Annotated in this window: 13 protein-coding genes; 3 read left to right on the top strand and 10 right to left on the bottom strand. The window is 65.1% G+C overall.

The genetic code is table 11. The features are described from left to right. The first annotated feature begins 2 nt into the window (after positions 1-2). Entirely contained in the window at positions 3-818 is an 816-nt protein-coding gene (locus CK498_RS11970; RefSeq protein ID WP_095621085.1) for a TlpA family protein disulfide reductase, read from the top strand. A gap of 26 nt (positions 819-844) precedes the next feature. Then, positions 845-1,603 (top strand): thiol:disulfide interchange protein DsbG, encoded by a 759-nt coding sequence (gene dsbG / locus CK498_RS11975; RefSeq protein ID WP_095621086.1) that lies wholly within the window; start codon positions 845-847, stop codon positions 1,601-1,603. 19 nt (positions 1,604-1,622) lie between these two features. Here the strand turns inward: dsbG and CK498_RS11980 are convergent, their stop codons facing one another. The 9 genes from CK498_RS11980 to CK498_RS12020 form a co-directional block, all read right to left on the bottom strand. Beyond that, positions 1,623-2,954 (bottom strand): ATP-binding protein, encoded by a 1,332-nt coding sequence (locus CK498_RS11980; RefSeq protein ID WP_095621087.1) that lies wholly within the window; start codon positions 2,952-2,954, stop codon positions 1,623-1,625. Then, the gene (locus CK498_RS11985; RefSeq protein ID WP_095621322.1) at positions 2,951-3,652 is read right to left on the bottom strand and encodes a response regulator; all 702 of its coding nucleotides are present in this window, start codon (positions 3,650-3,652) and stop codon (positions 2,951-2,953) included. The genes CK498_RS11980 and CK498_RS11985 overlap by 4 nt, the downstream gene beginning before the upstream one ends. Before the next feature lie 27 nt (positions 3,653-3,679). Next, positions 3,680-4,099 carry a DUF6691 family protein gene (locus CK498_RS11990; RefSeq protein ID WP_095621088.1) on the bottom strand — a complete coding sequence of 140 codons (420 nt, stop codon included), beginning with the start codon at positions 4,097-4,099 and terminating at the stop codon, positions 3,680-3,682. Further along, on the bottom strand, positions 4,096-4,569 hold the full coding sequence (locus CK498_RS11995) for a YeeE/YedE family protein (protein ID WP_095621089.1): 474 nt from the start codon (positions 4,567-4,569) through the stop codon (positions 4,096-4,098). Before CK498_RS11995 ends, CK498_RS11990 begins: the two co-directional genes overlap by 4 nt. Before the next feature lie 38 nt (positions 4,570-4,607). Then, positions 4,608-6,374 (bottom strand): SulP family inorganic anion transporter, encoded by a 1,767-nt coding sequence (locus tag CK498_RS12000; RefSeq protein ID WP_095621090.1) that lies wholly within the window; start codon positions 6,372-6,374, stop codon positions 4,608-4,610. Positions 6,375-6,384: 10 nt separating this feature from the next. Then, on the bottom strand, positions 6,385-7,266 hold the full coding sequence (locus CK498_RS12005) for an MBL fold metallo-hydrolase (RefSeq protein WP_095621091.1): 882 nt from the start codon (positions 7,264-7,266) through the stop codon (positions 6,385-6,387). A gap of 206 nt (positions 7,267-7,472) precedes the next feature. Next, positions 7,473-8,882, bottom strand: a complete 1,410-nt coding sequence (locus CK498_RS12010; RefSeq protein WP_095621092.1) for an MBL fold metallo-hydrolase RNA specificity domain-containing protein — start codon at positions 8,880-8,882, stop codon at positions 7,473-7,475. 77 nt (positions 8,883-8,959) lie between these two features. Beyond that, positions 8,960-10,180, bottom strand: coding sequence for a glycosyltransferase family protein (locus CK498_RS12015; RefSeq protein ID WP_095621093.1), 1,221 nt, complete (start codon positions 10,178-10,180; stop codon positions 8,960-8,962). Beyond that, a complete protein-coding gene (locus tag CK498_RS12020; RefSeq protein ID WP_095621094.1) occupies positions 10,177-11,061 on the bottom strand; it encodes an HAD-IIB family hydrolase in 885 nt (294 codons plus the stop codon). Before CK498_RS12020 ends, CK498_RS12015 begins: the two co-directional genes overlap by 4 nt. A 326-nt stretch (positions 11,062-11,387) precedes the next feature. Between CK498_RS12020 and CK498_RS12025 the strand changes: the two genes are divergently transcribed. Further along, a complete protein-coding gene (locus CK498_RS12025; protein ID WP_095621095.1) occupies positions 11,388-12,020 on the top strand; it encodes a cyclic nucleotide-binding domain-containing protein in 633 nt (210 codons plus the stop codon). Between the two features lie 130 nt (positions 12,021-12,150). Here CK498_RS12025 and glyA read toward each other — a convergent pair whose 3' ends face one another. Continuing rightward, entirely contained in the window at positions 12,151-13,419 is a 1,269-nt protein-coding gene (glyA, locus tag CK498_RS12030; protein ID WP_095621096.1) for a serine hydroxymethyltransferase, read from the bottom strand. Positions 13,420-13,431: the final 12 nt, after the last annotated feature.

Below are 13,431 nucleotides of genomic sequence, written 5' to 3' on the forward strand. Positions count from 1 at the left end.
TCATGCTGAATCATAGTATCGCCATTGGCCCACTGGGCTTCAGTATCGGCCAGGTCCTGTTGATGCTCAGCTTCGCCATCGCCCTGGCCGTCGGGGCCTGGGCGGGACGAGGGAGCCGTACGGGCGTCAGCGATACCCTCTTTACGCTGCTGCTGATCGCGTTACTCGGTGCCAGGCTGGTGTTCGTAGCGCGCTACTGGAGCAGCTACGACAGCCTCGCCGGCGTGCTGGACATTCGCGACCGCGGGTTCGATCCGTTCGGCGCGCTTGGGGCAGGTGCCCTCTACATTGCCTGGCGCCTGTGGCAGGCACCCGCCCAGCGCCGGGCGCTGGCCGCCGCCCTATTCGGCGGTGCGCTGTCATGGAGCCTGCTTGCCGGTCCGTTGACGCTGATGGACGCCACCTCGCGCCCGTTGCCGAGTGTCGAGCTGGTCACCCTGGAGGGCAGTGACACCTCGTTGCCGGCACTGGCCAACGCCGAGGGACGCCCGCTGGTGGTCAACCTGTGGGCCAGCTGGTGCCCTCCCTGTCGCAGGGAGATGCCGGTGTTCGAAGAGGCCCAACACGCCCACGACGACATCACCTTCGTCTTCGTCAACCAGGGTGAGTCCTTGGCACAGGTGCAGCAGTTCCTGGAAGAGGAGGCCCTGCAACTCGACAACGTTCTGCTCGATGCTGCGCTCGACCTGGGTGAAGTCACCGGCGCCGTGGCGATGCCCACCACGCTGTACTACGACGCTACGGGACAATTGGTGGATACCCACTTCGGAGAGCTATCGCGCGCCACCCTGCAGCGTGGACTGCAACGCCTGCGCTAATTCACACCACATGGAGACCGTCTACCATGCGACACCCCCTTGTACTGACCAGCACCCTGCTTGCCTGGTCACTGGCAACCCCGGCCCTGGCCGATGACCACTGGCCGGCACCGGTTCAGGCACTTGCCGAGCAGGGCTTGATGATCCATACCGAATTCGATGCTCCCGGCGGGCTGAGGGGCTTTGCGTCGAGCTATCCCACCGGCGAGGCCACCATCTACCTCATGCCGGACGGAGAGCACGCCATCGTCGGCACCCTGGTGGATGAACAGGGCAGCGACCTGTCCAGTCCGGCACTCGACAGGTACGTGCGTGCCGAGCAGTATGCCGAAGTGTGGCAAGACCTGGAGGCGAGCCACTGGATCGCCGACGGTGACCCGGAAGCAACGCGGATCGTCTATACCTTCACCGATCCCAACTGCCCCTTCTGCCGGCAGCTATGGCAAGCCACCCGACCGTGGGTCGATGCGGGGGAGGTTCAGTTGCGCCACGTAATGGTCGGTATCCTGCGCAGCGACAGCCCTGCCCAGGCCGCCGTACTCCTGGGCAGTGACGACCCGGCGGCGGCCCTCGACGAGCATCACCGACAACAAACCGACCTCGCCATCGAAGCGCAACCGCGTGCCATCGAAGAGCAGGTCTATACCAACAATCAGCTTTTCGAAAGCCTGGGGTTCATGGCCACTCCCACCACACTCTTCCAGGCGGGTGACAGAATCGAGCGGATCGAGGGCATGCCCGACGCCGAACGGCTCGAGCAAGCGATGGGTGGGCCGGCGCCCTGATCGCCTGGTATCGAGTAACTTACCTAGCATGGCAAGGCAGACTGACGTGCGCCTCGAACCCGCTGTCGAGGGTCTGGAAGACGAGCCGTCCATCGACGTGGTCGAGGATGGCCTGAACGATCGCCAGCCCAAGGCCGACGCCCGATGAGTCGGCGCGATGCCAGAAACGCTGGGTCACCTTCTCAAGCGACTCGGCGGCGATGCCGCAGCCCTGATCGGCAATCCGCACCGCGACCCGCTCGATGCCATCGCCACAGGACGGTTCGATTGCCGCCGAGAGGCTCACCTCAGCCTCGTCAGGCCCATGGACGAGCGCATTGTCGAGCAGGTTACGCACGACCAGGCTCAACATTTCACACGACAGTGCGACCGTCACCGCGGGGATCTCACCGGACACTCGCACGCGCTGGTGACCGGCGCGCACTCGTGCCTCATCGACACAATGCACAAGCATCTCGCTCAAGCAGCAAGCGCCGCTCGATGCCCCCTCATCGCTGGTGTCGATGCGGGCCAGCGCCAGTAACTGTTCGAGGGTGCCCTCCAGTCGAGTGACGCCCTCGGTTGCCTGCAGCAGCGCGTGTCGAGATGCGCGCTCATCCACCCGCATTGCCACCTGCAGGTGGGTCTTGATGGCGGTCAGCGGGGTACGTAATTCATGGGCGGCATCCGCTGAGAACTGCTGCTCTCGGGAGATACTCCGGCGCATTCTCGACAACAGCCCATTCAGCGTCCGCGCCAAGGGGCCAAGCTCCTGCGGCAGTGCCCGGCTGGTAACCGGCGATAAATCGTCGCGATCCCTTAGTTCGAGCTCCCGACACCAATGGTCGAGGGGTCTAAGCGAGCGCCAAACGCCCAGTGCAACCGCCACCAGGCTCCCCAAAAGTGCTATCACAAAAGGCACGACGGCGACCATGGCGATGTTACCGAGCAGTTGCCGACGCTCGTCGACCCGTTCGGCGGTAGTAATACGCACACCGTCATGGACGAGCGTATAGACCCGCCACGACACCTCTCCCTCTTGCCGATAGGTGTATCCCGGCTCGGCCTCATCGAGCACCCCGTCGAGCCCGGAATGTGTGCTGGCGAGCCGCTCTCCTTGGGAAGTGGAGACCCGGCATGCCATCCCCTCGAAAGGGACGCTCATCGACAGCTGTCTGTCGCTCGATAGGGAGGATGCATCAGGCAGGCGCACCACGAGATCTGCCACCATGCGTGCCGACTGCGCAAGGCGCCGGTCGAGCGTGCGTTCCACCTCGTCACGCAGATCCCACATCAACCAAGCCGCCGCCGCGCCCCAGGTCAGCAGCAGGGTGAGCCCCAACGTCCACGACAGTCTGGCCCGCAGACTCATGTCTGCTGCCTACGTATCGACACCATGTCGTGCAGCGTCTGCGCGGTTCCCAGACGATACCCGAGGCCGCGTACGGTCTCGATCACCTCAGCCCCCAGCTTGCGTCGCAGATGGTGAAGATGGACGTTCAACGCATTGCTCTCCACGCTGTCGTTGAAGCCATAGAGGCTGTCGTGCAGGCGCGCCGCACTCAGCACCTGACCTGGCGCCTGCAGGAACGTTTCGAGCAGCGCCGTCTCGCGACGCGACAGTGACACATGGTGCCCTGCCATGGTTAAACCTCGCGTACGCGGATCGAAGCGCAGGGGACCATGCACGATGTCGGGGCTCGCACGGCCCGCTGCACGCCTCAGCAAGGCATGCAAGCGTGCAATCAACTCATCCAGGTCGAATGGCTTGACCAGGTAATCATCGGCCCCCACGGAGAGCCCTTCGATGCGATGCTCGATGGCATCTAGTGCGGTCAGCATCAGCACCGGCACCCCTATCTCTCTAACCCGCCACTGACGCAACAGGTCGATCCCGTCGCCATCCGTCAAACGGCGATCTAGCACCACGACATCACTTTGCAATACGCTCAGTGCGTGATCAGCAGCCGACAGCGACCCAACTACCTCCACCGACCAGCCAGCATGCTCTAGCCCTGCGCGAATGCCCGAGGCCACCAAGGCATCGTCCTCAACGATCAGCACATGCATCGCCACCACACCCATCGATGAACTCGATCATGCGACCTTCCGGGCCACATACCAACCTGCCACCATCGCTACCAGCATCGCCACCAAGGGCAGCGACAGACCGGCGATGGAGGCGATCGCCGGCCCCGGGCAGTAGCCGGAGAGCCCCCAGCCGATGCCGAACAGGGCAGCCCCCCCGATCAGCCGGCCGTCGAGGTCCTGGCGAGTCGGCAGCTGGAAGGCCTCGCCGTAGATCGGGGCCGTGCGCTTGAAGACCAGGCGATAGCCGATGAAGTTGGTGACCACGGCACCACCGAGCACGAACATCAGGGTCGGGTCCCAGGCGCCAAAGAGGTCGAGGAAACCCAGCACCCGCGCCGGATCGGTCATCCCGGAAATCGCCAGGCCGAGGCCGAACAGCAGGCCGGCGATGTAGCCCATCACTGGCTTCAAGGTCTCGGTCTTCATGCACCACCTCCGACCACATGCCGCATCACGTAGACGGTGATGATCGCCGCCACCAGGAAGGTCAGGGTCGCCACCAGCGAGCGCGGCGAGAGCCGCGCCAGGCCGCAGACGCCGTGCCCGCTGGTGCAGCCGCTGCCGAGTCCGGTGCCGACACCCACCAGCAGCCCCGCCAGCAGCATCAGCGCCACGCCACCGGCGGGCGCGCCGATCACCGCCCCCGTCACGTCAACGGCGTCGCCGGACGCGTTACCGAGCCCGCCACCCAGCGCCATCACCAGCAGCGGCCCGCTGATCAGGCCGAGCAGGAAGGTCAGCCGCCAAGCGCTGTCGCCCCTGGGTCGCGCCCAGATCAGGCTCGACAGGATGCCGCTGATACCCGCGATGCGGCCCATTGCGGCCATCAACCACACTGCCGAGAGGCCGATCAACACGCCTCCCCCCAGCCCCTGCAGGCTTGCTATCAGATCCATGATTATCTCCTTTGGTCTCTCTTGAATTGACGTTGGGCCTAGGGCTCGGTTAGCGGTGACGCCTCATTGGCTGCCGGCTGCCGCGACGCCGAGACCGCGTCGCCGTGCAGCGCCCGCCAGGCATCGAAGGTGCTGAGAAAGACCTCGCCACTCAGCTCGCGGCAGAAGGCGGTGTGCTTGAGGCGATCCATCACCGGCCCCTTGACCTCGGCCAGGTGCAGGCTCACGCCGGCATCCTGCAGCCGGGCATTGATCGCTTCGAGACTCTCCAGCGCCGAGGCATCGATCCCGTTAATCGCCTGGCAGGCCAGCACCAGGTGCTCGAGCTCGGGCCGCCGTACGACGAGGGCCATCACGGTGTCCTCCAGATAGCGCGCATTGGCAAAGTAGAGGCTCTCGTCGACGCGCAGGATGGCCAGTCGCGCGTCGGTCTCTACTGTATGGCGCTGCACATTGCGGAAGTGCTCGGTGCCCGGCATGCGACCGACCACGGCGCTGTGGGGTCGGCTGGTACGGTAGAGATGCAGCACCAGCGATAGCCCCACCCCGGCCAGGATGCCGCTCTCGATGCCGTGGCCCAGGGTCACGACAATGGTCGCCAGCATCGCCGTAGCATCGCTGCGCGAGTAGTCCCAGGTGCGCTTGATGGCCGGTACATCAACCAGCGTCAACACCGCCACGATAATCGTGGCCGCCAGGGTGGCGATGGGCAGGTAGGCGATCAGCGGAGTCAGCAGCAGTGCCGCCAGGCCAATGCCCAGCGCAGTAAAGGCGCCGGCTGCCGGGGTCTCGGCGCCGGCGTCGAAGTTGACCACCGAGCGGGCGAAGCCGCCGGTGACCGGCATGCCCCCCGTGAACGATGCCGCAATATTGGCGCTGCCCAGCCCCACCAGCTCCTGGTCGGGGTCGATGCGCTGGCGTCGCTTGGCCGCGAGTGTCTGGCCCACCGATACCGACTCCACGAAGCCGACGATGCTGATCAGCAGCGCCGCCACGAACAGCTGGCTCCACAGGCCGCTGTCGAAGCCCGGCAGCGTCAGCGGCGGCAGGCCCGCCGGCACGGCGCCGACCACCGCCACGCCACGCTGGTCGAGCCCCCATCCCCAGGTGACCAGGGAGGTCAGCGCCACGGCCACAATCGGGGCCGCCTTGGTCAGCATCTCCGCCGGCCGCGCCGCCATCCCGAGCGCCACCAGGGCCGGCTTGAGCCAGCGCCGCGCCGCGCAGAGAAACACTAGCACCGCGGCGCCGATCAGCAGGGTCGTCAGGTGCGTCGCCCCCAGTTGACCGGCCAGGCCGACCAGTACCTCCAGTAGATGCTGACCGCCGGCGTCCACCCCGAGCAGATGACGCAGCTGTCCGGCGGCGATCATCAGCCCGGTGGCGGTGATAAAGCCCGAGATCACCGGGTGGCTGAGGAAGTTGGCCAGAAAGCCCAGCCGCGCCACCCCCATCAGGGTCAACATCAGCCCCGACATCAGCGCCAGCACCAGGGCCGCGCCGATATACTCCGGCGAGCCCTGGGGGGCAATCCGCCCCACCGCCGCGGCGGTCATCAACGACACCACCGCCACCGGCCCCACCGCCAGGGTGCGGCTGGTGCCGAACACCGCGTAGACCACCAGCGGGGCGATGCTCGCGTAGAGCCCTACCTCCGGCGGCAGCCCGGCCAGCATGGCGTAGGCCAGCGACTGCGGGATCAGCATGATGGTGACGATCAGCGCCGCCAGCAGATCACTGGCCAGCGTCGCGCGGCCATAAACGGGCAGCCACTGCAGGATCGGCAGGTAGCGCTTGGGGTTCACGGGCGAGGCCTCAGAAGGTATTGATCGGCACCTTGAGGTAGACCTGACCGTTATCCTCGGCCGGCGGCATCTCCCCGGCGCGCATATTGACCTGTACCGAGGGGATGATCAGCTTGGGCATGCCGAGGGTGGCATCACGCTCGGTGCGCATCTTGACGAATGCCTCCTCGCTGATGCCCTCGTGGACATGCACGTTATGCGCCCGCTGCTCGGCGACGCTGGTCTGGTGCTGGTACTCCTCGCGATCCGGCGCCTTATAGTCGTGGCACAGGAACAGCCGAGTCTCCTCCGGCAGGGCCAGCACCTTTTGAATCGAGCGATACAGGGTGCGGGCGTCGCCGCCGGGGAAGTCGCAGCGGGCGGTGCCGTAGTCGGGCATGAACAGGGTGTCGCCGACGAAGGCGGCGTCACCGATCACGTAGGTCAGGCAAGCCGGCGTGTGGCCCGGGGTGTGCAGCACCCGCCCTTCCAGTTCACCGATGCGGAAAGTGTCGCCCTCCTCAAAGAGGCAGTCGAACTGGCTGCCGTCGCGGGCGAACTCGCTACCGGCGTTGAACGCCTTGCCGAAGACGTCTTGAACCACGGTGATCTTGGCGCCGATGCCGGTCTTGCCGCCCAGTTGCTCGTGCAGGTAGGGGGCCGCGGAAAGATGGTCGGCGTGGACATGGGTCTCGAGCATCCACGCCACCTCGAGCCGGTTGTCGCGGACGAAGGCGATGATCTCGTCGGCGGAGCGCACGTCGGTGCGCCCGGCGGCGTAGTCGAAGTCGAGCACCGAATCGAGGATCGCACAGGACTTGCTGTCGGGATCCTGCACCACATAGCTGAAGGTGTTGGTGGGCTCGTCGAAGAAGTGGGTGACGATTGGCAGGGGCGCGTTGGTACTGGACATGGGAAGCGGCCTCCATCGAAGTCGGGCTGTCAAATATGACGTCAGTATAGCGCAACAAAGTTATAACATTAGACCGTTTTTTAATAAAAGAGATGTGCTTCATGCAGCTGACAGCCAGGCGCCCGTGACCTGATAGGGGCACGGGCGCCTGCGCTGCCGCTTGATCTGGGCCAAGCGCAGCCGCCAGGCCAGCCGATACTCAACGCCTATAGCGCGATGCGCTCACCATAGAGAGGTATGCCGGCTTGAATGCCGCTCTCCGCCAGCGCCGCCTGCAGCCGCTGCTGAGCCTGCGGCTCGCCGTGCACCAGATAGAAGCGGGGGGCGTTTCGGAAGGCGCCGGCCCAGCCGATCATGTCGGTCTGGCCGGCGTGGGCCGAAAAGCCACCCAGGGTATGGATCATGGCCTTGACCGGCAGCTCCTCGCCCAGCACCTTGACGCGCTCGGCGCCATCGACCAGCGCACGGCCCAGTGTGCCGGCGGCCTGAAAGCCGACGATCACTACCCGTGTGCTGGGCTTAGCGAGGTTGTAGCGGAAGTGGTGAAGGATGCGCCCGCCGGTACACATCCCGGCACCGGCGATGATGATCGCGCCGCCGTGGATGCGATTGATGGCCATCGACTCCTCCACCGTGCGGGTCAGCCTCAGCCCCGGCAGGTACTGACTGGGATCGCCCTGGGCGGCGACATTGAGCACCTTGAGGTCGTCACGGTTGAGCGCCGCTTTCTTGCGCGCATAGAGTTCGGTGACGCGAATCGCCATGGGGCTGTCGAGGAAGATGCGCTGCTGCTTGAGGCGCCCCTGGTGGTAGAGCACGCTGAGGTGATAGAGGATCTCCTGTGTTCGCCCCACCGCGAAGGCCGGGATCAACACGTTGCCGCCTGCCGCATGGGCTTGCTCGAGCACCTCGGCAAACTCCTCCAGGGTCTCCTCCAGCGGACGATGATCGCGATCGCCGTAGGTGCTCTCCATCAGCACCACATCGGCATCGCGCGGCTTGTCGGGCGAGTGCATCAATACCGAATCGGGGTTGCCCAAATCGCCAGAGAACACCAGGCGCCGCTGACGCCCGCCGGCAGGCACACCGACCTCGACGATCGCCGAGCCAAGGATATGCCCGGCATCTCGAAACACCAGGCTGGCATCACCGTCTAACGACACCGCCCGCCCGTAGCCGTGGGGCATGCACATCGCCAGGGTGCGCTCGACATCGTCGAGGTCATAGAGCGGCTCGAGCAGCGGTTTGCCGGCCTTGCGCCGCCACTTGTTGTCCCACTCGATGTCCTTGGCCATCACGAAGGCGGCATCGCGCAGCATGATGTCGAGCAGCTCGGCGGTGTCTTGAGTGCAGTGGATGGGGCCGTTGAAGCCATCGCGCACCAGCTTGGGCAGCAGGCCGGCATGGTCGAGATGGCCATGGGAGAGCACCACCCCATCGAGGCTGCGCGCCAACCTATCCAGCGGCTCGGCGTTGGCGCGCTCGGCGTCAGCGCCGCCCTGGTGCAGACCGCACTCCAGCAGCCAGCGATGCTCACGGCCGCTGTCGTGGTACTCGATGAGATAGCGCGAGCCGGTGACCTCACCAACCGCACCGAGAAACGTCAGACTCGCCATGATCGCTCCGCCGCTGCTGGATTATCTTTTCAGCATAAGCGAGATAACGTGGGCTGGCGTTGATCCAGCGCAGTCGTTTACACCTTGCCCTGGTTGTCGAGCTCCACCGCGGCGTGCATGCGCTCGAGCAGGTCCGGGATCGCCGCCTGCACGCGGTTCCAGCTGGGGATGAAGGGCTTGTCGCGAGGGTTGTCGAGAAACGCTGCACCGGCCTCCATGATATTGCTGGCGAACAGCTCCACCGCCTGCTCCTCGCTGTGTCGGTCGAGCTTCAAGCCATTCATCATGGCGTCGTTGTCGTAGGCCTCGATCAGGTCGAGGGCGATGCGGTAGTAGGTGGCCTTGATGGTGCGGAAGCTCTCGGCACTGATCTGCACGCCCAGGGTGGCGAGCTTGCGATACAGCGCCTTGGCGATATCCAGGCTCATGCGGTTGAGCCCGCCGGAGGGATCCTCCTGCGAGACCGGCTGATGCTTGTGGTCGTAAATATCGGCGATATCCACCTGGCACAGCCGCTTAGTGGAGTAGTTGCGGTGCACCTCGGAGAGCACGCCGATCTCCAGGCCCCAGTCGCTGGGGATGCGGATGCCGTCGAGCACGTCGGCACGCATCGAGAACTCGCCGGAGAGCGGATAGCGGTAGCTGTCCAGGTAATCGAGATACGGCAGCGGGCCGTAGATCTTCTTCAGCGCACGGATCAGCGGCGTGACCATCAGCCGCGCCACGCGGCCGTTGAGCTTGCCGTCGGCGATGCGCGAGTAGTAGCCCTTGCAGAACTCGTAGTTGAACTGGGGGTGGGCCACCGGGTAGATCAGCCGGGCCAGCAGGCTGCGGTCGTAGGTAACGATATCGCAGTCGTGCAGCGCCACTGCCTCGGCGCGCCGCGAGGCCTGGATGTACCCGGAGCAGAACCATACGTTGCGCCCCTTGCCCGGCTCCTGGGGCGAGATGTTCTCGGCGGCGAGCTCCTCGTCCAGGGCCTTGAGACGCGGGCCGTCGTTCCACAGGATGCGATGGTGCTGCGGCAGCCGCGAGAAGAACTCGCGGGCGTGGAGGAACTGCTCGCGGTCGGCGCGATCCAGTCCGATGACGATCTCGGAGAGATACGGCACCTTGGCCAGCTCGTCGACGATATGCGACAGCGCCGGGCCCTCCAGTTCGGAGTAGAGCGAGGGCAGGATCAGGCCCATCGGGCGGCGCATCGAGAAGCGCACTAGGTCGGCCTCCAGCGCCTCCACCGGGCGTTGGGTCAGGTTATGGAAGTTGGTGATGATACCGTTCTGATAGAAATCACTCATCGCTCGCGCTCCTTGCCATTGGCGCCGTCACCGACGGCCTCGGGAATCTCGTCGCCCCACCAGTGTTCCAGCCCTTCTACCCAGCCTCGCGGGCCATCCAGCGCGGCGCAGTACAGCATCGGGTTGTCAACCTCGACGCACTGGCCATGGTGGCCGGGAATCAGCACTCCGCGGTCCACGGCGTCGAGCATGGGCACGTCATTAGGCCCGTCGCCCAGACCCAAGGTAATCGGTTGGCTGCCGCGCAGCGATGTAAAACGCTCGATCAGCCACGCCACCGAGGCGCCCTTGTGCACCTCGCCCATCACGTGCCAGAAGCGCCCACCGCGGGTCAGGCGCAGGCCATCGTCGGACAGGGCTTGGCGAAAGCGCTCCAGGGCCGCGCCATCGTCCTGCCAGATCAGCGGCTCGCTACCCTCTCGCACCCGGGCCTGGCGGGCGGCCGGCTCGGGCAGGCCGGTGTGCGCGACGATCTCGTCGAGGGACATGTCGCCCATGCCGCGGAATGCGACGCCAAGCCGCTCGCGAATCACTTCGAGGCGAGTGCGGATAAAACCGATATCCAACCCCGGCGTCTTGATCGCAAGGCCGTGCGGGTCGGCAGGATCGCGATCCAGACGGGCATGCTGCCAGGCCGGTGGCAGCCCGATCACCGCACCGTTTTCGGCGATGAACGGGCTCTTGGCCAGACCCAGCTCGAGGCGCAGCGAAAGCAGCTCGGCGCGGGTCTTGCTGGTCACCGGAACCACCGCGACGCCCGCCACGGCAAGACGCGTCAGCCACACCTTGGCCGGCGACCAGTCGTAGCTGTCGTGGTCGAGCAGTGAGCCGTCGAGATCGGTGAAGACCAGGCGTGGCGGTGACACTGGGGCGTGATTCATACGACACCTGCTGACGTGCAAGGGAGTGCGCGTACTTGCGCATTACTGGTGACACTAGCACGTGGCGTGCCAGTTCGCTGCGAACGCCTGTGGGCGCTCGCTCGGCGTGCCTCCGTCACGTTCCGAAGGCACTCACAGCCACTGCTATGCACCATCCTGGATAATGCAAAAACGCCACTTTGGTGCAACCAGCGGCCGCACTGACGTTCAGGTGTGCGCTTCTCAAAGCATTGAAAACTTGCCCCTGCGGCAGTCGTCATGGGTAACATGTCGGGCTTGGGTCAGGCGTGCCACTGCCAGATCTGCTGCCAGAGGACGGTTCTACCATGACCACAGGGCTATTTTTCTTTGCCAATCTACTGTTCTGCCTCGCTTATCTAGTGCGCGACATGGCCTACCTGCGCGCCATCACCATCCTCGCTGCACTGAGTACGCTGCCCTACTTCTATTTTCTCGACACCCCACTCTATTCGGCAATTGGCTGGCAAATCGCCTTTATCGCCATCAACGCTTTCAACCTCACCGTGCTGCTGCTGGCGCGACGGCCGGTGGTACTGGATGATGACCAACGCTGGCTGCACCGCCACACCTTTCGCATGCTCACACCGCGAGAAATGCTCAAGGTGCTGCGCCCGACCCAGCGTCGACACTGCCCAGCAGACGCTGCTCTGATCGAGCAGGATCAACCGCTTGATCGGCTGATCCTGCTGCTCGATGGTGAGGCAGAGGTGCATGCCGACGGGCAGCACCGCGCCACGCTGCGTCCGGGTGACTTCGCCGGCGAGATGAGTTTCGTCACCGGCAAGCCCGCCAGCGCTACGGTGGTTACCAAAGGCGCCATCGACTACTTGAGCTGGCGACGCCGCGACCTCGAGGCACTTTACCAGCGCGACCCGCGTCTCAAGGATGCCATGCAGGGGGTGATCGGTGCCGATATGGCCAGAAAGCTGACTCGCTGAGCCGCCACAGCGCCTGCATGTTGCATTGCACTGAACGCACTCCGATTCACGCTAATCCAGTACCCAAAAGCAAGAAGCGCCCCGCCAAGGCGGAGCGCTTCTGGATGCTGTCAGCAATGAGGATAAGCGATCAGTCGCGATACACCGGCAGGCGCGCGCAGACCGCTTCTACCTTGGCCTTGACCTCGGCCTCGATGCCATCGGTGCTCTCAGCCTTGGCCATCACGTCGAGGATGTCGCAAATCCAGCCGGCGAGGTCCTTGCACTCGGCTTCGCCAAAGCCGCGGGTGGTCACCGCCGGGGTGCCGATGCGCAGTCCGGAGGTCACGAAGGGGCTCTGCGGGTCGCCGGGCACGGCGTTCTTGTTGACGGTGATATGCGCGCGCCCCAGGGCAGCATCGGCGTCCTTGCCGGTCAGGCCCTGCTTGACCAGCGACAGCAGGAAGAGGTGGTCCTCGGTACCGCCGGAGACCACGTCGAAGCCGCGCTCGATGAACACGCCTGCCATCGCCTGGGCATTCTTGACCACCTGCTGCTGGTAGGCCTTGAAGCCCGGCGCCATGGCTTCCTTGAAGCAGATCGCCTTGGCGGCGATGACGTGCTCTAGCGGGCCGCCCTGACCGCCAGGGAAGACCGCCGACTGCAGCTTCTTCTCGATCTCGGCGTCGCCCTCGCTGGAGAGGATCAGGCCACCGCGCGGGCCGCGCAGGGTCTTGTGGGTGGTGGTGGTGACCACGTGGGCGTGGGGCAGCGGCGTGGGGTAGACACCGGCGGCGACCAGGCCGGCGACGTGGGCCATGTCGACCAGCAGGTAGGCGCCCACCTCGTCGGCGATCTCGCGGAACCTGGCCCAGTCGATGATCTGCGAGTAGGCAGAGAAGCCGGCGATGATCATCTTCGGCTGGTGCTCGCGGGCAAGCGCAGCCACTTCGTCATAGTCGATCAGGCCGTCTTCGCCGAGGCCGTACTGCACGGCATTGTAGTGCTTGCCGGAGAAGTTGGGCTTGGCGCCATGAGTCAGGTGGCCACCGGCGTCGAGGCTCATCCCGAGCACGGTGTCGCCGGGCTTGACCAGCGCCTGGAAGACCGCGCCGTTGGCCTGGGAGCCGGAGTGCGGCTGGACGTTGGCGTAACTGGCCCCAAACAGCTGCTTGGCATAGTCGATGGCCAGCTGCTCGACGATGTCGACGTACTCGCAGCCGCCGTAGTAGCGCTTGCCGGGGTAGCCTTCCGCATACTTGTTGGTCAGCTGGCTGCCCTGGGCTTCCATCACCCGGGGGCTTGCATAGTTCTCGGAGGCGATCAGCTCGATGTGCGCTTCCTGGCGTGCGACTTCCTTGTTCATCGCATCCAGCAGGGCATCATCGAAACCGGCAATGGTCATATCACGGCTGAACATCGTCGTGGGTCC

The organism is Halomonas salipaludis, assembly GCF_002286975.1.
In the GTDB taxonomy this organism is placed as follows: domain Bacteria; phylum Pseudomonadota; class Gammaproteobacteria; order Pseudomonadales; family Halomonadaceae; genus Franzmannia; species Franzmannia salipaludis.

Excerpts from the sequence above, each read along its gene's own strand:
- CK498_RS11970 (WP_095621085.1), top strand. The coding sequence starts at position 3 with ATGCTGAATCATAGTATCGCCATTGGCCCACTGGGCTTCAGTATCGGC.
- dsbG (WP_095621086.1), top strand. The coding sequence starts at position 845 with ATGCGACACCCCCTTGTACTGACCAGCACCCTGCTTGCCTGGTCACTG.
- CK498_RS11980 (WP_095621087.1), bottom strand. The coding sequence starts at position 2,954 with ATGAGTCTGCGGGCCAGACTGTCGTGGACGTTGGGGCTCACCCTGCTG.
- CK498_RS11985 (WP_095621322.1), bottom strand. The coding sequence starts at position 3,652 with ATGCATGTGCTGATCGTTGAGGACGATGCCTTGGTGGCCTCGGGCATT.
- CK498_RS11990 (WP_095621088.1), bottom strand. The coding sequence starts at position 4,099 with ATGAAGACCGAGACCTTGAAGCCAGTGATGGGCTACATCGCCGGCCTG.
- CK498_RS11995 (WP_095621089.1), bottom strand. The coding sequence starts at position 4,569 with ATGGATCTGATAGCAAGCCTGCAGGGGCTGGGGGGAGGCGTGTTGATC.
- CK498_RS12005 (WP_095621091.1), bottom strand. The coding sequence starts at position 7,266 with ATGTCCAGTACCAACGCGCCCCTGCCAATCGTCACCCACTTCTTCGAC.
- CK498_RS12010 (WP_095621092.1), bottom strand. The coding sequence starts at position 8,882 with ATGGCGAGTCTGACGTTTCTCGGTGCGGTTGGTGAGGTCACCGGCTCG.
- CK498_RS12015 (WP_095621093.1), bottom strand. The coding sequence starts at position 10,180 with ATGAGTGATTTCTATCAGAACGGTATCATCACCAACTTCCATAACCTG.
- CK498_RS12020 (WP_095621094.1), bottom strand. The coding sequence starts at position 11,061 with ATGAATCACGCCCCAGTGTCACCGCCACGCCTGGTCTTCACCGATCTC.
- CK498_RS12025 (WP_095621095.1), top strand. The coding sequence starts at position 11,388 with ATGACCACAGGGCTATTTTTCTTTGCCAATCTACTGTTCTGCCTCGCT.
- glyA (WP_095621096.1), bottom strand. The coding sequence starts at position 13,419 with ATGTTCAGCCGTGATATGACCATTGCCGGTTTCGATGATGCCCTGCTG.